22 protein-coding genes are annotated in these 19,163 nt (G+C 57.8%); 7 read left to right on the top strand and 15 right to left on the bottom strand.

The genetic code is table 11. The annotated features are described in order from the left end of the window. Positions 1-88 precede the first annotated feature (88 nt). From C8N31_RS12165 to C8N31_RS12190, 8 genes are read right to left on the bottom strand one after another with little or no spacing between them, the layout of a single operon-like run. A complete protein-coding gene (locus C8N31_RS12165; protein WP_081785613.1) occupies positions 89-409 on the bottom strand; it encodes a response regulator in 321 nt (106 codons plus the stop codon). 42 nt (positions 410-451) lie between these two features. After that, positions 452-1,303, bottom strand: coding sequence for a CheR family methyltransferase (locus C8N31_RS12170; RefSeq protein ID WP_025046391.1), 852 nt, complete (start codon positions 1,301-1,303; stop codon positions 452-454). Further along, positions 1,300-1,758, bottom strand: coding sequence for a chemotaxis protein CheW (locus C8N31_RS12175; protein ID WP_025046390.1), 459 nt, complete (start codon positions 1,756-1,758; stop codon positions 1,300-1,302). The genes C8N31_RS12170 and C8N31_RS12175 overlap by 4 nt, the downstream gene beginning before the upstream one ends. Continuing rightward, the gene (locus C8N31_RS12180) at positions 1,755-3,251 is read right to left on the bottom strand and encodes a chemotaxis protein CheA (RefSeq protein WP_420834939.1); all 1,497 of its coding nucleotides are present in this window, start codon (positions 3,249-3,251) and stop codon (positions 1,755-1,757) included. Before C8N31_RS12180 ends, C8N31_RS12175 begins: the two co-directional genes overlap by 4 nt. Further along, positions 3,248-3,817, bottom strand: coding sequence for an Hpt domain-containing protein (locus C8N31_RS20705; RefSeq protein ID WP_420834938.1), 570 nt, complete (start codon positions 3,815-3,817; stop codon positions 3,248-3,250). The genes C8N31_RS12180 and C8N31_RS20705 overlap by 4 nt, the downstream gene beginning before the upstream one ends. A gap of 24 nt (positions 3,818-3,841) precedes the next feature. After that, the gene (locus C8N31_RS20710; RefSeq protein WP_420834937.1) at positions 3,842-3,964 is read right to left on the bottom strand and encodes a hypothetical protein; all 123 of its coding nucleotides are present in this window, start codon (positions 3,962-3,964) and stop codon (positions 3,842-3,844) included. A gap of 9 nt (positions 3,965-3,973) precedes the next feature. Beyond that, positions 3,974-4,339 (bottom strand): response regulator, encoded by a 366-nt coding sequence (locus C8N31_RS12185; protein WP_025046389.1) that lies wholly within the window; start codon positions 4,337-4,339, stop codon positions 3,974-3,976. After that, positions 4,336-4,611: an STAS domain-containing protein gene (locus C8N31_RS12190; RefSeq protein WP_170116162.1), complete on the bottom strand. Its 276-nt coding sequence runs from the start codon at positions 4,609-4,611 to the stop codon at positions 4,336-4,338. Before C8N31_RS12190 ends, C8N31_RS12185 begins: the two co-directional genes overlap by 4 nt. Before the next feature lie 230 nt (positions 4,612-4,841). Here C8N31_RS12190 and C8N31_RS12195 point away from each other — a divergent pair, with 230 nt between their 5' ends. Then, positions 4,842-6,056: an MFS transporter gene (locus C8N31_RS12195; RefSeq protein ID WP_025046387.1), complete on the top strand. Its 1,215-nt coding sequence runs from the start codon at positions 4,842-4,844 to the stop codon at positions 6,054-6,056. Between the two features lie 57 nt (positions 6,057-6,113). Here the strand turns inward: C8N31_RS12195 and C8N31_RS12200 are convergent, their stop codons facing one another. The 3 genes from C8N31_RS12200 to C8N31_RS12210 are packed head-to-tail and all read right to left on the bottom strand — an operon-like array spanning position 6,114 to position 8,466. Continuing rightward, positions 6,114-7,196: a methyltetrahydrofolate cobalamin methyltransferase gene (locus C8N31_RS12200; protein WP_025046386.1), complete on the bottom strand. Its 1,083-nt coding sequence runs from the start codon at positions 7,194-7,196 to the stop codon at positions 6,114-6,116. 12 nt (positions 7,197-7,208) lie between these two features. Further along, the gene (locus tag C8N31_RS12205) at positions 7,209-8,138 is read right to left on the bottom strand and encodes a methylenetetrahydrofolate reductase (protein WP_025046385.1); all 930 of its coding nucleotides are present in this window, start codon (positions 8,136-8,138) and stop codon (positions 7,209-7,211) included. Positions 8,139-8,169: 31 nt separating this feature from the next. Beyond that, entirely contained in the window at positions 8,170-8,466 is a 297-nt protein-coding gene (locus C8N31_RS12210) for a virulence factor (protein WP_025046384.1), read from the bottom strand. A 213-nt stretch (positions 8,467-8,679) separates the two neighbouring features. Here C8N31_RS12210 and C8N31_RS12215 point away from each other — a divergent pair, with 213 nt between their 5' ends. From C8N31_RS12215 to C8N31_RS12230, 4 genes are all read left to right on the top strand, one after another. Next, positions 8,680-9,441: a Stf0 family sulfotransferase gene (locus C8N31_RS12215; RefSeq protein WP_025046383.1), complete on the top strand. Its 762-nt coding sequence runs from the start codon at positions 8,680-8,682 to the stop codon at positions 9,439-9,441. An 87-nt stretch (positions 9,442-9,528) separates the two neighbouring features. Further along, positions 9,529-10,650 (top strand): Ppx/GppA phosphatase family protein, encoded by a 1,122-nt coding sequence (locus tag C8N31_RS12220; RefSeq protein WP_025046382.1) that lies wholly within the window; start codon positions 9,529-9,531, stop codon positions 10,648-10,650. A gap of 1 nt (position 10,651) precedes the next feature. Beyond that, positions 10,652-11,386, top strand: coding sequence for an RlmE family RNA methyltransferase (locus C8N31_RS12225; RefSeq protein ID WP_025046381.1), 735 nt, complete (start codon positions 10,652-10,654; stop codon positions 11,384-11,386). 115 nt (positions 11,387-11,501) lie between these two features. Then, on the top strand, positions 11,502-11,981 hold the full coding sequence (locus C8N31_RS12230) for a cache domain-containing protein (RefSeq protein WP_025046380.1): 480 nt from the start codon (positions 11,502-11,504) through the stop codon (positions 11,979-11,981). 330 nt (positions 11,982-12,311) lie between these two features. Here the strand turns inward: C8N31_RS12230 and C8N31_RS12235 are convergent, their stop codons facing one another. Both C8N31_RS12235 and C8N31_RS12240 read right to left on the bottom strand, forming a co-directional pair. Next, positions 12,312-12,752 carry a DUF6691 family protein gene (locus tag C8N31_RS12235; protein WP_025046379.1) on the bottom strand — a complete coding sequence of 147 codons (441 nt, stop codon included), beginning with the start codon at positions 12,750-12,752 and terminating at the stop codon, positions 12,312-12,314. Between the two features lie 10 nt (positions 12,753-12,762). Beyond that, positions 12,763-13,314: a YeeE/YedE family protein gene (locus tag C8N31_RS12240; protein WP_338063683.1), complete on the bottom strand. Its 552-nt coding sequence runs from the start codon at positions 13,312-13,314 to the stop codon at positions 12,763-12,765. On the opposite strand from C8N31_RS12240, the gene C8N31_RS12245 reads away from it, so the two are divergent. Both C8N31_RS12245 and C8N31_RS12250 read left to right on the top strand, forming a co-directional pair. Next, positions 13,313-13,621 carry an ArsR/SmtB family transcription factor gene (locus C8N31_RS12245; RefSeq protein ID WP_025046377.1) on the top strand — a complete coding sequence of 103 codons (309 nt, stop codon included), beginning with the start codon at positions 13,313-13,315 and terminating at the stop codon, positions 13,619-13,621. The two genes, C8N31_RS12240 and C8N31_RS12245, sit on opposite strands and share 2 nt — an antisense overlap. An 89-nt stretch (positions 13,622-13,710) precedes the next feature. Next, positions 13,711-16,722, top strand: coding sequence for an aminotransferase class III-fold pyridoxal phosphate-dependent enzyme (locus C8N31_RS12250; RefSeq protein WP_025046376.1), 3,012 nt, complete (start codon positions 13,711-13,713; stop codon positions 16,720-16,722). A 2-nt stretch (positions 16,723-16,724) separates the two neighbouring features. Here the strand turns inward: C8N31_RS12250 and C8N31_RS12255 are convergent, their stop codons facing one another. Beyond that, complete coding sequence (locus C8N31_RS12255; RefSeq protein WP_025046375.1) at positions 16,725-17,696, bottom strand: C45 family autoproteolytic acyltransferase/hydrolase; 972 nt, start codon at positions 17,694-17,696, stop codon at positions 16,725-16,727. Positions 17,697-17,705: 9 nt separating this feature from the next. Next, positions 17,706-19,163: a biotin carboxylase gene (locus C8N31_RS12260; RefSeq protein WP_025046374.1), complete on the bottom strand. Its 1,458-nt coding sequence runs from the start codon at positions 19,161-19,163 to the stop codon at positions 17,706-17,708.

Here is a 19,163-nt window from a genome sequence, read left to right on the forward strand (position 1 = left end):
CTTTCTCATCGTCCACTCCTCGGTGGTTACGATGAGCAACAAACCCTCTCTTAGCAAATGACACTATTTGGACCCATAAGCGCTGACTTCAGACATTCATGCCCAGTTTTTTGCCGTGATCGATGATTTGTTGTTCGGCGCGCCCCGTGATTAACACAAAACCTACCCCCTTGGTCTGCGGTGTCGCCCGCAAGTACTGCAGCAATTGCAGCCCGTCCATTTCAGGCATGTTGTAATCTGAAATCACCAAATGCGCCGGCTTGCTGGCCAGCGCATGTAATGCCTGTTTGCCGTTCTCTGCAGTCGCCACATTGCGCACGCCAAAACCATCGAGCGCTTGGGTGATGAGACCTCTGCTGGTTGACATATCGTCTACCACCATGATGCGGATCTGGTCGCGCAGCGCCATAAGTCTATTCCTTGTTCAATCGTTACCCAGCCGGGCGGTGTTTCACTGCGGTAAAGGCCGATAGGTTGTCGGGCCAATGCATTCAAATCCAAACTTTTCCGGCTCCGCGATCCGTTCAGAATGGCCAAGAAACAAAAGGCCATCCGGATGCAACACTTCGAGAAATCTGGGCCAAAGTTGCTCTTGCGTCTCCGCATCAAAGTAGATCACCACGTTCCTGCAAAAGATTACGTCAAACTTGGTGCGGATGGGCCATTGACCCAGTAAATTAAGGGCATTGAATTGAATCAATTGGCGCGTTGATGGAGCAACGGAATAGTGTTTCTCGCCATTCGCTTCAGTAGTGACGTTAAAATACTTGCTGCGCATTTCAGTCGTCACCCCGCGCATGAACCGCTGCGGGTATTTTGCGTCCCGCGCAAACTGGACCACATTCTGATCGATGTCCGTCGCCAGGATTTTCAGGTCAAGCTTTGACAGATCCGGCGCCCGTTCCGCGAGTGTGATCGCGGCAGACAGGGCCTCTTGCCCGTTTGAGCACCCCGCCGACCAAATGCGCATCCGCCCCCCGGCGCGCAGGGCTGCGGCGCGGGCATCGAACAGGTCAGCCAATTGATCAAAATGATGCGCTTCTCTGAAAAAATGCGAAACATTGGTGGTCAATGCTGAAATCAAATGCCGACGTTCCGATCGACCAGCATCGGACTTTAGAACCGCGCAATAGGCGGCGAAATCGTCCAGTTTGAGAGCTCGCAACCGGTGACGCAGGCGAGACTGGATCATCGAGGTCTTTTCTTCAACCAGGGTCAATCCACTTTCCTGATATGCCAAGTCAGCGATTGATCGAAAACTGTCCGGATCAAGTGCAACTTCGCTATGGGCCAAAGCGATCATGCCGCTGCGCTCTCGGTGTCATTGATGGTTGCGGCAAGGTCCAATACGCGGATCATCCGGTCGTCAATCAGGGTCAGCGCATTAACAACACCATTGGCCGTACCCGATGACAATTCAGGCGGCGGCTGCAAATCATCCGAGGTGAGCGCGATGATATCAGAAACCGCATCCACCAGAAGGCCGGTCATGGTCTCTTCATGCTTGACCACAATGATCACGTTGCGGTCGTTCTGTTCACGGGCCGCGAGGCCAAGCCGTTGTGCAAGATCCATAACGGGAAGTACGGTGCCGCGCAGATTGATCACGCCTTTCATGAATTTCGGCGCATGTGGCAGCGGGGTTGCGCGGGTCCAGCCGCGGATCTCTCTGACAGACATGATATCAAGAGAATATTCCTGATCAGCCAGTTGAAATGTCAAAAGCTCAATAGATTGAGGGCTTTGTGTATCGGTCATGCTGGAACTCCTGCGTCTGAGCTGGTTTGCGACAAACCGGGTTTGGGGATGGCCGTGCTGATGATGTCAGAAGGGTCGAGGATCAGTGCAATTTGGCCGTCACCAAGGATGGTCGCCGCGGCAATGCCCGGTGCACGATAAAAGCTCTCGTCCAGGCCTTTGATCACCACTTGCCGCTGATCAAGGATGTTATCGATCAAAAGCGCGGCGTTGGTTTCATCTTCGTTGGCAATCAACAACACCACGGAGCCCTCAAAATCGTCCAAGGGGGGGCGGTAGCCAAGCGCCGCACCCAGATCAAACAAAGGGACAAAACCACTGCGCACGCGCACCACGTTGCGCCCTGGACGCACCATTTCCACATCTCCGCGCTGCAACGTCAATGTCTCGATCACCAGGTTGAGCGGCAGCACCAGGGTTTCTTCGGCCACCTCAATGACCATACCATCCAGAACGGCGAGCGTGAGCGGCAAGGAGATAGAAAATGTCGTGCCTTGGCCGGGCAAAGAGGTTGTCGTAATGCGCCCGCCCAATGCTTGGATAGAGGTCCGCACCACATCCATGCCAACCCCGCGGCCGGACAGGTTTGAAACCGTGGCAGCGGCGGAAAACCCAGGTAAAAACAAAAGGTTGTCAATCTCTGTGTCGGTGAGATTGCTGTCTGGCGGGATTAGCCCCTTGTCAATGGCGAGTTGCAGCACTTTGGGCCGAGCAATGCCCGCGCCATCGTCGGCGATCTCGATCACGACGCGCCTGGAGCGATGGGCGGCGCTGAGGTTGACTTTACCTTGGGCGGGTTTGCCGGCGGCCAGTCGTTCCTCTTTGGTTTCAAGGCCATGATCGACCGCGTTGCGGATCATATGGGTCAAGGGATCAGCCAGTCGTTCGATCACGGTTTTGTCGACTTCGGTTGCCTCACCTGTGGTGACCAGCCTTACGTCTTTTTCAACGGCGGCTGAGGCTTCCCGGACAATGCGGGACATGCGTTGGAATAGGGATTTGACCGGTTGCGCACGGATCATCATAACGCTGTCTTGAATATCGCGGGTGAGACGCTGAAACTCTTCCAGACCGCTCATCGCGTCCGAATGGGGTGACAAACCCGAATGTTCGAGACTTTGGCTGAGCATTGCCTGATTGATCACCAACTCCCCTACCAGGTTTACCAACCGTTCAATGCGGTCCAGATCGACGCGCACCACTGATTTTGCAGCGGTAGGTGCCGTGGCTTGGGCGGGTTGAGTAGGCGCAGCGACTGTAGAAACAGGATCGTCAACAGGTGCTGATGGGGCCGGTGTCACCTCAATTGGGGTCTGCGGCAATGTTTCTCGGTGTTCAGCCATCGTGGGTTCAACTGGGGGCAGATCTGGAAGTGGCGGCAGGTCGCGGCTATCCGGCTCGCCCTGCTTTTTGATGTCGAGTTGGCACAGCCCTTCTACGAATTCAAAGATCGAGACTATTTCGCTTTCTTCGACATCCGTTTGAAGGATCACTGTCCAGCTGAGGTGGGGAACATCGGGGCGCAGTTGATCAAGGGGGGGAGCCGGCTGCTGTCACATGTGACTTTGGCGGTGCCAAGCTGCTGTAGATTGCGCAGCAGCGTTGCAGGTTCATTGCCTGTGTCAAACAGGTCGGCCTGCGGCGCAAAGGTGATCTCATAGGTCGTTGTCACAGAACCGAGGTCGAGAGGTGGCAGGGCGTCCAGATCAGGCAGGTCTGCGGTACCGTCAACTGGTAAATCCAGATCAAGGGACAGGCCCATTGGTTGAAATTCAATGTCCTCTTCGGAGGTGCCGGATACCGGGCCAGTGTCGCCAAGGAAGGCATCAAGAGCCTTCAACAGAACTTCGGTTTCTTCATCGGGCAGCGGGTCATTGTCGCGGCTGATCCGGACAAGATCGGAGAGGTGATCAGCGGCTTGAAAGAAGACTTTGAGTGCCTCGGTTTCGACCTGCAATCGGCCTGCGCGGACTTCGTCCAAAACCGTTTCATAGCGGTGGGCAAAATGAACCAGGCCTTCGAGGCCGAATGCGCCCGCGCCACCTTTGATCGAATGCACCGCGCGGAATACAACGTTGATGGTCTAGTTGTCCGCAGCGCCGTCATCCATTAATTGCAGGCCATCTTGCAGCGCCTCAAGCAATTCCTCGCTTTCGATGAAGAACGAGGCGCGGATTTCGGCCATTGGATCGTTATCTACGGTCATCCCTGCCTCCTATCCCGCAACCATTTGCAGCGCTTTGACCAGTTTTACCGGGTCAAAAGGTTTTACAATCCAACCGGTTGCACCTGCCACGCGGGCGCGTTGCTTCAATTCCGGGGCAGCCTCTGTTGTGAGTACCAGAATGGGGGTGGAGCGGTGTTTTTCCTGCCCGCGCACAGCATCGATAAAACCAAAACCATCCATGCGCGGCATGTTGATGTCGGTGATGATCGCGTCCGGGGTGATGCCATCCAAGACCTCGACACCATGCACGCCATCATCGGCGGTATGAACGGTAAATCCAGAGGGCAGCAGGGCCAGGCGGATCATGTCCCGCATCGTGCGGCTGTCGTCCACGGCGAGAATTTCAAGGGTCATGCGCATCCCTCCACAATCAGTTCGGGCGTCATGCCCATGGCGGCCATTTGGGCCAGAACCTGATCACTGGTGTTTGATATCTGAAAATCATGGTTGTTATCCCGCGCACTGCGCGCGGCCGCGATGAGCGTTTGCAGGCACAATGCGCCAATAGACGTGACGCTGGTCATATCAACCTGCACATCCTGACCGTCACAGCGCAAAAGCGAAGCATGAAGGCCGGGCGCCGCTGTGACATCGAGTTTTCCATCGGGGCAAAGCGGTTCAGTCACAAAGCACCGGGTCACAAATTGACACTGCAATACACATAAAAGAACGCTCCACTTTGGGGTCGGGTCAGAACCTTCTAGAGGGCGGTGCGTTAATACCGGGTTACCGGTTTTGCGGTTTCGTGGAATTCATTCATGCAGGGGTGATTGGATGGCAGCCAATGCGCATCATTCGGATCGGTCACACAGCCAAGGTCACATAAGGTCGGCTCAGGATTATCTGAGGACGATTTATGAAAACCGCTGTCACCACTTTAACCCGCGCGGCTGCTGCCTTGCATTTTGCAGACCAAATGGCACTTGTTGCCGTGCCTATTTTGGCTGCCTTGGTGTTTGAAGCCACTGCACAGACCATTGGTTTGCTCGTGGCGTGCCAGTCATTGGCGCATTTGTTGGGCTCTTTGCCTTTTGGGTTGTTGGTGGATCGCCATGACCTGCGCCGTTTGGCGTTGGTTTCGGTTGGGGTTTCTGTGGTTGGAGCGGCTGGCGCTGCGGCGGGCATTGCGTTTGAGACGTTGCTGCTGTTTGGCGCCTCCATCACTTTGGCCGGATTTGGCGTTGTGCTGTTTGGCCTGTCTGCTTTGTCGATTTTGCCACGCGCAGAGCCTGTTTCGGCGCTGGCCGCTGCCAATGCGCGGATTGAATTACCGCGCGCGTTCAACGCCTTTTTGGTGCCGCTGGCGGTGGGAGTGATTGCAACAGGCGATAGCGCGCTGTGGCTGTTTCCGCTGGCGGTTCTGGTCCTGATCTGGGGGATGCAACAGCTGCGCGGTTTGCCTTATTTCGAAGCACGGAAACTGACAGAGCAACTGAGCCTTATCAAGCAATTGCGCGACGGTGTTCACTTTGTTGCTGGGCATTCCTTACTGTTGTCCGTGGCGCTTTGTGCGATCTTCTGGAACTTTGCATTTGCCGCGCTTTTGGTGGCAATGGTTCCAGCTGTTCAAACGCTTTTTGAGGCGCCTGCCGGAGCCTTCGGGATTGCGATGGCCTTCCTTGGCTTGGGCGGGTTTCTGGGCACATGGACGATCCGCCGGATCGGCGCATGGGTGCGCCCGAACATTGTGCTGTTGTTTGGTCCGGGCAGTTCTGCGCTTGCCATGATCGTGGTCTATACCGCCGCGCAGGCGCAGGCCATCGTGCCCCTCTATATCGGGTTTTTCTTTGTCGGGTTTGGACCTGCGATGTGGTTGATTGCGCAAAACTCATTGCGGCAGGTGGTGGCGCCGCCGCAGATGTTGGGCCGGATCAACGCGGTAATCCAGACGGCGATCTATGGTGTGCGGCCGATCGGGGCGCTGGTGGCGGGGACGGTGGTCGGCGCATTGGGGCCGCAGGTTGGATTGGCATTGGCGCTTGCGGCGTTTGCCCTGTCCTTTGCCGCATGTCTGTTCAGCGGCTTGCGGCGGGTCACCAGTTTTGCGGCGCTGGCAGGTGAGGCGGCATAAGACACAAAAAAGGCCCCCTGCGAAAACAGAGGGCCCTTTGCAGTCTTTTCAATCCGATCAAGCGCGGCGGCGACGGCCGCCAACGCGGGCTGCGCGGCCGCGGCCTTCTTGACCGGCTTTGGGCGCAACCTTGTTAAATTCAATCCACGCCCCGCCATGAGGGTCACGGTCGAACAAGAAGTTGGCGGCGCGGATTGCTTCCATTTCCTTGCCCGCACGCGGCAGGGTGGACCCCATGCCAAAGAGCTGCACAAAGGCTTCGTCATCCATGCCCTCGGGCAGAACCACACCAAGCGCGGCCAGTTCGGCCTTCTTCTCTTCGATCTTCTTGGCGTTCACCGGCAGACCAACAGGGTTCATAATTGCCGAGGTCATGCCCGCGCCCATTGCCATTGGCAAAAAGGCGTTGTTGATGCCGTGACGGTTGGGCAAGCCAAAGCTGATGTTGGAGGCACCGCAAGTGGTGTTCACGCCCAGCTCTTCGCGCAGACGGCGGACGAGGGTAAAGACCTGATGCCCGGCTGTCGCCATCGCACCGATGGGCATCACCAGCGGGTCCACAACGATGTCATGGGCAGGAATGCCGTGATCCGCCGCACGCTCGACAATCAGTTTCGCAACCGCAAAGCGCACATCCGGGTCTTCGGAAATGCCAGTGTCGTCGTTCGAGATTGCGACAACAGGCACGTTGTATTTCTTGACCAGCGGCAGAACCATTTCCAGCCGTTCTTCTTCGCCGGTGACGGAGTTCAGCAGCGGACGGCCTTCACAAGCCTGCAGGCCGGCTTCAAGCGCGCCGGGTACGGAGCTGTCGATGCAGATGGGCGTGTCGGTCACAGCCTGCACACGTTTGATCATTTCTGGCATCAGCATCGGCTCGACAAAGTTGTTGTCGGCGTAACGTGGATCTTCGGCCATTTTGTTGGAAAAGACCGCGCCGGAGTTCACATCCAGCACTGTGGCACCGGCGTTTGCCTGTGCAATAGCGTCAAATTCGACACGGCTGTAGTCGCCGCGCTCCAGCTCTTCTGCCAGGATTTTGCGGCCCGTCGGGTTGATCCGTTCCCCGATGACGCAGAATGGCTCTTCAAAGCCGATGACGGCTGTTTTGGTTTTGGATTCGACAATCGTGCGTGTCATTGGGTTGGTCCTTTAGTCGGCGTTGGCAGGAACGGCAGAAGCGCCGCCATTTTCCTGGGCCCATGTGGCATTTGTCTTGATCCCGCCAAGCGGGAAGAAGTGCACATGAGTGATGTTGAAATCGGGGTTGGCGGCCTTGTGCGCGGCCAATGTGTTGATCACATCGGTCGGCTCATAGGGCAGCAAGAGTTTGGTCACGTCCATCGCGCGCTTTTGCAAAACCTTCAGGGATGGGCCAACACCGCAGGCGATGGCAAATTTGATCAGGGTTTGCAGCTTGGCCGGACCGGCGATGCCGATGTGAACGGGCAGGGTGATCCCGGCCTCGCGCAGGTCGTCCGCCCATTTGATGATCGGATCTGCATCAAAGGCAAACTGGGTTGCCAGTGCCATCTCGGCATCTGTGCGGGTCTGGAAATCGTTCTTCCATTTCAACGCAGCGTCCACGTTTGTGGTGCTGCCGTCGCTGTCAATGTCGCGGTTGCCTTCGGGGTGGCCGGCAACGTGCAGGCGCTCAAACCCTGCCTCATCAAAAAGGCCGGTTTCCAACAGCTGCATGGAATCGGAGAAATCACCATGGGGAGAGGCCACGCCGCCCGCCAGCAACAATGCCTGTTTCACATCCGCTTCGCCCTGGTAGCGGGAAATCCAGTCTGCCAGCGTCGCCTTGTCCTTGATGATCCGCGCGGGGAAGTGCGGCATCACCTTGAAGCCGCCCTCGTTCAGGCGTTTTGCGGTGGCAACCATATCTTCGATGGGTGTGCCTTCGATATGGGCGATATAGACGCGGGTCTCGGCGGGCAGCAGGTCGCGGAAATCTTCGACTTTCTCGGCGGTGCGCGGCATCACCTCGATCGAATAATCCTTGAGCAGGGCCTCAACCTCGGGGGAGGTCGTGGTTGGGGCAGATGTGTCTTTGCGGCGGAAATTGAGCAGAGCCATGAGTTTATCCTTGAACATGGGAAGCCGGACCTTAGGCCCAGCCGTCGTTGTCAATCAGCGCCTTGATGCGGGCGCGGTCATATTCGCTGTCCAGCCGTTCGGCCTCGGAATCTGCAACTTCGGCATCGCTGCCTTCGACGGTGAATGGCGCCGCTTTGCGCCATTCGGCCAGATAGGCATCGGTGTCTTCGGCGCCCACTTTCATGGCTGCGCGGTCGATCGCCTGCTCAAACCGTTCCGGCAAAGCACGCTTTTCCCCGCGGCGGCCTTTTCCGACAATCACCTGCGCCGGAATATCCCGCCAATATACGATTGTGACCTCTGGCATGTGCCCGTTCCTTGTTGCATTTCATGGCCTGTCTAACGGCAGACGTTGCTCAAACGCGGCAGAATATCGACCGAAAGCATTCCATCCGCGACGCAGTGAGGTTTATCCCGCAGCGACCTGTACCGCGAGGGGGGCGGAGCATCATAATATTCACCTTTGTTGTGAGGCGCACCACATGGACAGGGTGAGCGTGGGTCGTTAGCTCTATGCTCCATGGACAAGCCCACCGCATATATCCTGTGCAGCACCCCGCGCAGCGGCACGACGCTTTTGTGTGATCTGCTGTCCCAGACCGGGGTGGCAGGGCATCCTGATTCCTTTTTTCGCCAGAAAAGCCTGAAGTATTGGGCAGATCTCTGGGGATTGGGGGCGCGTGTGGATTGTCAGGATGCGGCGTTCTCTGCCCGTTACCTTGCGGCGATGCGGCAGGCCGGGCAGGGCGAAACCGGGGTGTTTGGCTTGCGGCTGATGGGGTCGGATTTGCAGTTCGCCTGCGACTGGCTGGGCCGGATGCATCCTGGCAGACCCTCAGAGGCGGACAGATTCGCCGCTGCGTTTGGTCCGTTGCGCTATATCTACCTGTCGCGCAGCGACAAATTGGCCGAGGCGGTGTCCTACATCCGCGCAGAACAGACCGGGCTGTGGCATGGCCGCCCCGATGGCAGCACGTTGGAGGAAATCGCACCAACAGTGCCACAGGGCTATGATCCGGCCCTGATCACCGCGCGTATGGCAGAGCTGTCGGCCTATGATGCCGCATGGCCGCGCTGGTTTGAGGCGCAGGGCATCGCGCCGCTGAGACTGAGCTACGAAGAGCTGGCTGCTGCGCCGCAGGCCACTCTGGCACGGGTTCTGGGCCAAATCGGTCAGAATCCGGCGCTTGCTGCCAATACCGCACCGGGGCTGCGCAAGCTGGCCGATGAGACCAGCGCCGATTGGATCAGGCGCTATCGGGACGCGCATCCAAGCGCATAAGATTTGCACGATTGTCGCACCTTCGCGCTTGCGTGTGACCGCCTGCGCGACTACCTTGAGGGCAACTCGATATGAAAGGCGCAAACCATGGCGCCACAGCGTCCCAAAGGTGCGGGCGCGCTCGAAAAGGACAACAAACCGGCTCTGAGCCCCGCGCCAGTTCCGCCCAGATCGTCTGACCTCTATGCGGCCCTTGATCTGGGTACAAATAGTTGCCGCATGTTGATCGCGCAGCCCAAGGGCAGCGGTTTTCATGTGGTTGATAGTTTTTCCAAATCTGTGCAATTGGGCGCGGGGTTGGAACGTACCGGGCGTTTGTCGCGCGGATCGATGGCGCGTACCCTTCAGGCATTGCGCATTTGCCAACAAAAACTGCGCCGCAACAAAGTGCGCCGGATGCGTCTGGTTGCAACAGAGGCCTGCCGACGGGCGCAAAATGGCGCAGAATTCATGCGCCGCATTCAGCGTGAGACCGGCCTGCGCCTTGATATCATCAAGCCTGAGGAAGAGGCGCAGCTGGCGGTGATCTCCTGTGCGCCACTGGTCAATCACAAGACAGAAAATCTGCTGGTGGTGGATATTGGCGGCGGATCAACCGAACTCGTTTGGATCGACATCTCCAAGGTGCCCAAGAAAGACCGCGCCCAATCCATCATGCGTCTGCATTCGGGGTTCATTCAGGCCAAAACCGATATTCCGGCGGCCAAAGTCGTCGATTGGATCTCTGTGCCGCTTGGCGTGGCGACCCTGCGCGACCAGTTCAGTGATGTGGATGATGACGCGGCCCGGTTTGCCCTGATGAGTTGGTTCTTTGAGGAAAATTTGCAGGACTTTACCCCCTATCACTCGGCCCAGCCGCAGGAACGGTTCCAGATTGTCGGCACCTCGGGCACTGTCACAACCGTCGCCGCCAGCCATCTGGGCCTGCGCCGCTATGACCGCACAAAGGTGGACGGGCTGCGGATGACCACCGATCAGATCGATAAGGTGATCCATTCCTATCTGGCAATGGGGCCCAATGGCCGCCGCGCCGATCCGCGGATCGGGCAGGACCGGTCGGCGTTGATCATGTCGGGGGCGGCGATTTTGCAGGCCTTGATGCGCTGCTGGCCCACGGACCGGCTTTCGGTTGCGGATCGCGGTCTGCGCGAGGGTCTGTTATATGCACAAATGAGCGCCGATGGCGTATTGGAAGAAGGGGCCTATTGAGATGGGCAAGACACCTACTGGCAAGAACACCTCCGGACGGGGCCAGCGCGACCTCAAGGTCAAGGTCAAATCCGCACGCGGGCGCACCACCAGTTCGACCCGCTGGTTGCAGCGGCAGTTGAATGATCCTTATGTGAAACGCGCGCAATCCGAAGGGTATCGCGGGCGTGCGGCCTATAAGATCATGGAGCTGGACGATAAATTCCGGTTCCTTGTTCCCGGCGCGCGGATCGTTGATCTGGGCGCGGCACCAGGCGGCTGGTGTCAGGTGGCGGTCAAGCGCAGCAATGTTCTGGCCGAGCGCGGCGGCAAGGCCGTGGGCACCATTCTTGGCGTTGATTTGCAAGAGATGGAGCCGATTGCGGGCTGCGAATTGCACCAGCTTGATTTCATGGAAGACGATGCCGATCTGCAAGTCAAGGAATGGCTGGGCGGCAAGGCTGATGTGGTGATGTCGGACATGGCGGCCTCGTCATCGGGTCACAAACAGACTGACCACTTGCGCATTATCGCCCTGTGCGAGGCTGCGGCCTATTTCGCCTTTGACGTGCTTGATGAGGGCGGCACGTTTGTCGCCAAGGTTCTGGCCGGCGGTGCCGAAGGGGATCTGCAAAAGCTGCTGAAACAGCGGTTCACCAAGGTCCACAACTACAAACCACCGGCCAGTCGCTCAGACAGTTCTGAGAAATTTGTTGTGGCACTGGGCTTTCGCGGTGAGGTTCCGGACCAAGGTTAACCTGACGCTAACCAGTACCACAGAGACTGCATGGCGATTCATCCCGCTTTAACGCCCCTTTCCTAGGCTCACCCGTGGTTTGCGCCCGGTGGCGCAGTGGAGTTGGGGAAATGTAATGACACGCTATGTGATGGCGGCGCTTGTTTGGATGTTGGCCGCGCCGGGCTGGGCGCAGGATCGGCCGATGGCAATTCTGCGGTTTATCGACCGGGATGTGATGACTTGGGTCAATGATGCACGGCTGGTGGGCGCCTTGACGGATCCGCCACTTGCCGCACAAGCGGCCCATCCGGCGCATGTGGTCCTGCAAGGGCATCTGCAAGACGCAGAAGGGCGCATCAGCTCGATTTCGCTGCGTGATCTGGACGGGATGACCCTAGCAGAGAGGCGATCTGGTGATGCAGTGGCGGATCTGGTTCGAAATTGCCTGCGCCAGCATTACGAAGCCGCGCCTTGGCAATTTGAGATATTTGATGCCTCGGGCGATCCGGCCCAAACTGAACGCGCACGGGCCGTCTTTGCCTTGACCGATCCCAGCAATGGGCGGGTTATTGGTACCTTGATTGTAGAGCTGGACGGCGCTGCGTTTTTCTGAGGCGCATCTGGGTAACACGGTTGATAACAGACCGGCCAAACCTGTGACTTGCAGTTCTGCTTGTTTTTGATCGAACACCCAAAGACGCCAAAGCCCGCGATTTCAGGCGATCGGCATCTTTGTCTGACAGGGCGCAATGTGGCTTGGCCGCGGCCCGATTTGATAGCGCTGTCTGGCGCATCAGTTCGAACATCTTGGCCTGTGCGGTCTGCCGCGCCGTTGGAACATTCTGCATGGGCATCCCCTTTGCTTTTCAGGGGGAGGATGCCCATGCAATTCTGGCCGCCTTAAGACAGGTGTGCGGCCATTGCGAGGTGATCGCGTGCCGTATCAGCTGGCGGCGGGGGCCGCATCACCGCTGGATTGCCGTTTCAGATGGCTGCCAAGCCACAGACCCAAGAGCATCATCGGCAGGAAAATCAAAACCCCCGGCGCCATCATTGGCAGCGCTGTCCAGGCCGGACCGGGGCAAAGCCCGCCAATACCCCAACCAATGCCAAAGAGCGCAGAACCGACCAGCAGCGGCCGGTCAATTTGCGCCGCTGTGGGCATCTGAAACACATCCGCCAGGGCAGGAGCTGGCCGATTGAGGATCAAACGATAGCCGATGAATGTCGTCACCGAGGCACCGCCCATCACAAAGGCAAGGCTTGGATCCCAAGTGCCTGCTACATCGAGGAAATTCAGCACCTTAGCAGGGTTTGACATGCCAGAGATAACGAGGCCGACGCCAAAGACCAGACCGGAAAGTAGACCAAAAAGAATATGCATCTGATGCTCCTTAAACCATGTGCCGCAGGACAAAAACCGTGACGCCCGCCGTTGCCATGAACGTGCAGACAGCGATCAACGACCGAGGCGAGAGCCGCGCCAAACCGCACACCCCATGCCCGGAGGTGCAGCCCGATCCAAGACTGGTGCCGACGCCAACCACAATCCCCGCAATGGCCATGCCGATCAGGGATGTTGGCACGGTCTGCGCGGGCAGTTGCCCGGCAAAAACGCTGTAAAGCAGCGGCGCGGCGATCAGACCGGCCACAAAGGCCAGCCGCCAGGCCAGATCTGTTGGCGCCCCGCGCATGGGCAGAAACGCAGCCATCATGCCGCTGGTGATGCCGGATATTCCTGCGATCCGTCCAAAAAGCCCCATCACCATCAAGGCGCTGATCCCGATCAGGATGCCGCCCACGAGGGACAGCAGCGGCGTAAATTCTGTTGCAGTGGACAATTCCATAAGCGCAAACTCCGTTGTGTTGCGGCGCTCTTGCAGCGCCTGACTGATGTGATATAAATAAGAAATTACTAAATTAGCAATATCTAAAGTATAAAATATGTCTGAAACACTTTCCTCCGGGCTTGAAGAAAAAGCCGATCATGTCGCGGGGCAGCTGTCTCTCTTGGCCAACCCGCGCCGATTACTGATCCTGTGCAAACTGGCAGAGGGGGAATGCAGCGTTGGTGCCCTGCATGAAACGCTCGACCTTGGGCAATCCGCGCTGAGCCAGCATTTGGCCAAGCTGCGGGCGGGCGGTGTGGTGGATACGCGCAGGCAGGGGCAGACGATCTTTTACCGGATTGCGGACCCAAAAATGCAGGCGCTGATGGGCACCCTCTATGATGTATACTGCCGCGAGGATTGATCGCAGTTTCGCCAAATCCGACAATCCCTCTTGAAGCCCCTGATCTTGCCACGCATTGATGGCACAACAGAAATTCGGGGGGCGGCGGCATGTCGGACAATTGGACAGAGATACTCAAAACCCATTGGGGTATCACGGCGCAGCTTGAACCGCTGGATGGCGAGTATGATCTGAACTTTCGTGTCAATCAAGACGACGGAAAGACCAGCATTCTCAAGGTGATGCGGGCAGGGTGCGACGCCGGTCTGATCGAAATGCAGATCAAAGCGCTGGATCATGTTGCAGCGCAAGCGCCTGAGGTGCCGATGCCGCGGGTCATTCCGGCCAATGATGGCAGCGCGATGATCACGGCCAAAGATGGTGCAGGGCAGGCGCGGCTGATCTGGTTGCAATCAGCCTTGCCGGGGATCTGCTATGCCAAGTTTAGCCCACATAGCATGGCTCTGATTTCCGATCTGGGGGCGCAGAACGGCAGGCTGACCGCCGCACTTGTTGATTTCGATCACCCTGCCTTGGCGCGTGATTTCAAATGGAACCTGATGCAGGCAGGTTGGATCAAAGCTGAGCTGGACTGTGTCACAGACACCAGCCGCCGCGCGATCTTGGCCGGGATTTGCGAGGAATTTGATGCGCTGCAAAACGCTCTTGCCGGTTTGCCGCAACAGGCCATTCACAATGATCTAAATGATTATAACGCCTTGGCAGATCACAGCACGGGCAACCCGCATATTTCTGGTGTGATCGATCTGGGCGATATGTGCCGTGCGCCGCGCATCTGCGATCTGGCTATCACGGCGGCTTATGCGGTTTTGGATCACCCGGAGCCAGAGCAGGCGCTCACCGGGTTGGTCAAAGGCTATCATCAGGTGCATCCGCTTACGGGAGCCGAGATTGATAAGCTGTTGCCGTTGCTGCGGATGCGATTGGCCAAAAGCATCGTCAATTCTACGTTGATGGCGCAGGAAAATCCCGACGATCCCTACATCACAATCTCTCAAGCGCCCGCTTGGCGGTTCCTGGAGGGGCCAGAGCTGAACGTCGAGATGCTGCGGATGCGTCTGCGCAGTGCATGCGGATTGCCGATCAATGATGCGGCCGCGCGGGTCGCGTTGTGGCTGGATCAGTCGCGTGGCGGTTTTGCGCAAATCATTGGCCAGTCCCTGTCGGATGCCCCCATGGAGGCTTTGGCGGTTGAAGCGGCGACCTGTCCGCGCAATCCTTTTGACATCACCGATCACGAGGCCGCGACGCTGGGCGCAGATCGGTTCGGCCCCGATGATATCTGGATGGGCTATTACAGTGAGCCGCGATTGGTTTACACCGCCCCCGCATTCCGAAAGGGAAAATGGAAGGCCTCGAACCGGCGCACGGTGCATCTTGGCGTGGATGTCTTTGCCCCCGCCGGACAGGAACTGATGGCGCCAATGGCCGCTACGGTTGCCTTTGTCGAGGATCGGCGCGGGCGTTTGGACTACGGCGGCATGGTTATTCTGCGCCATGAAACCCCGCAGGGTGACGCTTTTCACAGCCTTTATGGTCACCTTGATCCGGCGAGCATTGCAGGTCTGGAACTGGGCCAGAGCATCGCAAAGGGCGAGGTGTTTTGCCGCCTGGGCGCGGCAGATTGCAACGGCGGTTGGGCGCCGCATCTGCATTTTCAGCTGGCGCTGTCATTGGCAGGTATGGGCACGGATTGGCCCGGAGTGGCTGATCCCGATGAGCTGGATCTTTGGGGCGCGATTTGTCCCAATCCGGCGGCGCTCTTGAACCTTGATGACGTTTATGTCGCCCACCAAGACACTGATAAAAATGGTATTCTCGAAAAGCGGCAGGCGCATTTTGGCGGCAACCTCAAGCTGAGCTATAGCGATCCGGTGATGTTGATGCGGGGGTGGAAGCATCATCTGTTTGATGAATGGGGCCGGCCCTATCTGGATGCCTACAACAACGTGCCGCATGTTGGCCACGCCCATCCGCGCATTCAGGCGGTCGTGGCCGACCAACTGCTGCGGATGAATTCCAATACCCGCTATCTGCATCCGGCGCAGACCGCCTTTGCGGACAAATTGATGTCAAAACTACCGCCGGAGCTGTCGGTCTGTTGGTTCCTCAATTCCGGCACCGAGGCCAACGAGCTGGCGCTGCGGTTGGCCCGCGCGGCCAGTGGGGCGAAAGGGATGATCACGCCCAATCACGGCTATCATGGCAATACCACCGGGGCGATCGACATTTCGGCCTATAAGTTCAATGCCAAGGGCGGCGTGGGGCAACCCGATTGGGTGGAACTGGTTGATATTCCAGATGACTATCGCGGTATCTTTGGCCGCGATGACCCTAAGCGGGGCGGCAAATATGCGGCACAGGTGGATCAGGCGATCGCCGCATTGGCAGATCGTGGTCACAGGCCCGCAGGCTTTATCGCGGAGACCTTCCCTTCGGTCGGCGGACAGATCATTCCGCCGGATGGCTATCTTAAGGGCGTTTATGAGCGCATCCGCGCGGCTGGCGGGATTTGTATCGCGGACGAGGTGCAGACCGGATTGGGGCGGCTTGGCGACCACTATTTCGCGTTTGAAGCGCAGGGCGTGGTGCCGGATATTGTCGTGCTTGGCAAACCCATCGGCAACGGCCATCCCTTGGGCGTGTTGATCACCACGCCTGAAATCGCCGCCGCCTTTGCCAAGGGTCCTGAGTTTTTCTCGACCTTTGGCGGCTCAACGCTTTCGTGCCGTGTGGGTAAAACCGTGCTGGACATTGTTGATGACGAAGGGCTGATGCAGAACGCTGCAACGATGGGCGCTATGTTAATGTCAGGCCTCAAGAACATGTCGGAAGCTCATGATATTATTGGAGATGTGCGCGGTATGGGTTTGTTTGCCGGAGTTGAACTTGTGACGGATCGCGCCACAAAAGAACATGCGACGGAACAGTGCAGTTATGTTCTTAACCGGATGCGAGAGGAACGGATTTTGATGGGCCGGGAGGGGCCGGATGACAATATCCTGAAAATCCGACCACCGCTAAGCGTGGACGCAGAAGGCATTGAGATGTTGCTGGATCGGCTGGATGCGGTGCTGGGCGAGACCGGCAGCAGGCCCTGAGATCAAGCCGCGCCGGGGATTTGTACCCGGCGTCCGCCTTCTTGAAAGGCATCCATCTCAAGCGGCCAGATCGTACCTGGCCAGCGGACTTCCATCTGTTGCAGGCGTGGCCGGTAGACGGCCGTATAAAGCGTCCCAAATCCGGCATCAAAAGCGGTTGAATACAGCGGCGGACGCAGGAAGGCGCCGATGAACTTGTCTTCGGGGTCGCGGTGCAGGGTCAGGCGTTGCAACAAGAAGCGTTCGCGTTCCACAGTCGCGGTAAACCGTGCATGGCTCACCCATTCAACGTTTTCTTGATGGTTCGTTGCCACGGCGGCATGGGTGATCACCGCAGGGCGATCCGGGGCCATCATAGCGGTCAGGTAATGGCGTTTGGCATCCAGAACGGTGACGTTATAGCTCATATGGGTCGGCACGCGGGCCAGAACCGCACCTGCCTCTTCGGCGGTTGCGCAGGTTTGCAGGACATAGCGCAGGATCAGCGGCACACCAAAACCGGTCCCGACCACCCGCCGCCCGCCAAAAGTCAGCGAGATTGCTAGGCCAGCATCGTTCATGCCGTCCACCATGCCCCAAAGCCCGTCAGAGGTGCCCATAACCCGGCGGCCCTGCCATCCTGTGTGCAGGATCAGGCTGTCAAAGGCATTGGGGTTATAGTCGTAGTTGCGCACCAGAACCGGCTCTTCGCCCGTCCAGATCGCCTGAGAACAGCCGGACAGGTAGGGCGGAGGGCAATAAAAACTGAGGAACCGCGCCGCCTGATCGCCGCCGCCTGCCAGATCACACAGATCGTCATAAAGCGGGACAATCTCGGGCATGTGTTCTTTCAGGGCGCGTTTGCTCTCCAGATAGCTGGGGCGGGCGCTGTCGCCCTCTTTGAGCCACCAGCGCCTATAATCGGGCCAATATTCCGCGAAAAGCCCGGCCCATTTGGGGCCGGGCAGGTTTTCGCTGAGGGCGCGCCAGTGCATAGGCAGTCCTTACAGGATTTTGAACGCCGGGTCTGCGAGGGCCGGACCAGCGTTGGCAACGGGCAACGGCTTGCCATCGACCGTTTTCTTGATGCCGTGTATCCATTTCTTGGCGCGTTCATTCAACTGGAAATTCTTGGTCATAGAACGACCTCGCGTCACCAGGATACCGATATCGGCCCCTTCATAGCGGTAATCACCCGGTTGCAGGATGCGCAGGAAGAAGGCTTCGTTCTCGCTTTCGACGGCGCGGCGGTGATAATCAAACCGGTCATAGACCACGCTGCCGTCCTCTAACATCTTGTAAATGCCGGTTTCTGGCGATGCGGTGCAGATGTCTACGCTGTCGTCAGTGTGTTTGATCACCATCTGGGACCAGCTGTCGATATTGGCGGAATCGGCCCAACGGGCGTTCAGCTCATCCACGTCGAGTTGGAATTTTTTCTTGGAGAACTCCAACAGGTGGAACAGGAACAATGGCGCATCGGCATGGGCAAAGGCCGCATGGTTGGTCATCGAAGAGGCGCCCGTGATACGCGGGTTCAATTCACCCAGCCAGATATCGCCGGTTTTCTTGTCGATCAGGAAATCCAGTTCAAAATAGCCGCGATAGCCCTCTTTGCGCAGCTGTTCACCAAACTTGAAGGTCAGCTCGCGGGCCTTCTGACGCACCTTGGGCGGGAAGGCCGTTGAAAGGATTTCATTGCCGCACCAGCCGCCGCGATAGGGGGTTAACTCCTTGAAACCCACCAGTTCGGTCATCAGCGGGCCAACGATCGTGCCTTCCTTGGTGGCGCAGCCCTCGATGGCAGAGCCGCGGCAATCGATGCGCTTCATGATCTTGATTTCGCCTTCGCCGACGATCTCATGTTCATGGCGGCGGAAATCAGCCTCGGATTTGATAAAGAACGTGGTGTGCCCGCTATCGCCAAAGGCCGATTGCAGCACCAGATCATGGCCGATCCCGGCCTTTTCACAGGTCTTTTTCAGATCCTCGTAATCTTTCACCTCGGCCAGCACATTCGGCACCGACGGAACGCCCGCCTTGTTGCCGATGCGCACGGTTTCGATCTTGTTGTCCATATTGGTGCGCAGCTTGGCCTTGGGGAACCACACGTCCGCGCCCAGCTCTTTGGACAGGCGTTCGGTTTCCTCGTCAAACATCAAGAACACAAACTTTGGCTTGCCGCCCCGGCGTTTGATGAAATCAATCACCTCTTTGTGTTGCAGCAAATAGTTGTTGATGTCCTCGATGGACTGGAATTCCGCATGGGGTTGTTCGGAGGGGCAGAACACATTCGGGTGCTTGCCACCGTAACAGTCGATATAGCAGATGTATTTGAAATTCTTGACCCATTCATCAAGGCCGAGAAGGTTAAAGTTGGTCGCCGAAATGAAATAGACGGGGTCTTCATTGCGATGAAAGAACCGGCGGATTTCGGAAATATTCTTGAGCACTGTTGGCAT

This window comes from Sulfitobacter mediterraneus, assembly GCF_003054325.1.
GTDB classification, from domain to species: Bacteria; Pseudomonadota; Alphaproteobacteria; order Rhodobacterales; family Rhodobacteraceae; genus Sulfitobacter; species Sulfitobacter mediterraneus.

Bases quoted from the DNA above. Each gene is read 5' to 3' on its own strand.
- C8N31_RS12165 (WP_081785613.1), bottom strand. From the start codon at position 409: ATGGCGCTGCGCGACCAGATCCGCATCATGGTGGTAGACGATATGTCA.
- C8N31_RS12170 (WP_025046391.1), bottom strand. From the start codon at position 1,303: ATGATCGCTTTGGCCCATAGCGAAGTTGCACTTGATCCGGACAGTTTT.
- C8N31_RS12175 (WP_025046390.1), bottom strand. From the start codon at position 1,758: ATGACCGATACACAAAGCCCTCAATCTATTGAGCTTTTGACATTTCAA.
- C8N31_RS20710 (WP_420834937.1), bottom strand. From the start codon at position 3,964: ATGACCGTAGATAACGATCCAATGGCCGAAATCCGCGCCTCGTTCTTC.
- C8N31_RS12185 (WP_025046389.1), bottom strand. From the start codon at position 4,339: ATGACCCTTGAAATTCTCGCCGTGGACGACAGCCGCACGATGCGGGAC.
- C8N31_RS12195 (WP_025046387.1), top strand. From the start codon at position 4,842: ATGAAAACCGCTGTCACCACTTTAACCCGCGCGGCTGCTGCCTTGCAT.
- C8N31_RS12200 (WP_025046386.1), bottom strand. From the start codon at position 7,196: ATGACACGCACGATTGTCGAATCCAAAACCAAAACAGCCGTCATCGGC.
- C8N31_RS12205 (WP_025046385.1), bottom strand. From the start codon at position 8,138: ATGGCTCTGCTCAATTTCCGCCGCAAAGACACATCTGCCCCAACCACG.
- C8N31_RS12210 (WP_025046384.1), bottom strand. From the start codon at position 8,466: ATGCCAGAGGTCACAATCGTATATTGGCGGGATATTCCGGCGCAGGTG.
- C8N31_RS12215 (WP_025046383.1), top strand. From the start codon at position 8,680: ATGGACAAGCCCACCGCATATATCCTGTGCAGCACCCCGCGCAGCGGC.
- C8N31_RS12220 (WP_025046382.1), top strand. From the start codon at position 9,529: ATGGCGCCACAGCGTCCCAAAGGTGCGGGCGCGCTCGAAAAGGACAAC.
- C8N31_RS12225 (WP_025046381.1), top strand. From the start codon at position 10,652: ATGGGCAAGACACCTACTGGCAAGAACACCTCCGGACGGGGCCAGCGC.
- C8N31_RS12230 (WP_025046380.1), top strand. From the start codon at position 11,502: ATGACACGCTATGTGATGGCGGCGCTTGTTTGGATGTTGGCCGCGCCG.
- C8N31_RS12235 (WP_025046379.1), bottom strand. From the start codon at position 12,752: ATGCATATTCTTTTTGGTCTACTTTCCGGTCTGGTCTTTGGCGTCGGC.
- C8N31_RS12245 (WP_025046377.1), top strand. From the start codon at position 13,313: ATGTCTGAAACACTTTCCTCCGGGCTTGAAGAAAAAGCCGATCATGTC.
- C8N31_RS12250 (WP_025046376.1), top strand. From the start codon at position 13,711: ATGTCGGACAATTGGACAGAGATACTCAAAACCCATTGGGGTATCACG.
- C8N31_RS12255 (WP_025046375.1), bottom strand. From the start codon at position 17,696: ATGCACTGGCGCGCCCTCAGCGAAAACCTGCCCGGCCCCAAATGGGCC.
- C8N31_RS12260 (WP_025046374.1), bottom strand. From the start codon at position 19,163: ATGCCAACAGTGCTCAAGAATATTTCCGAAATCCGCCGGTTCTTTCAT.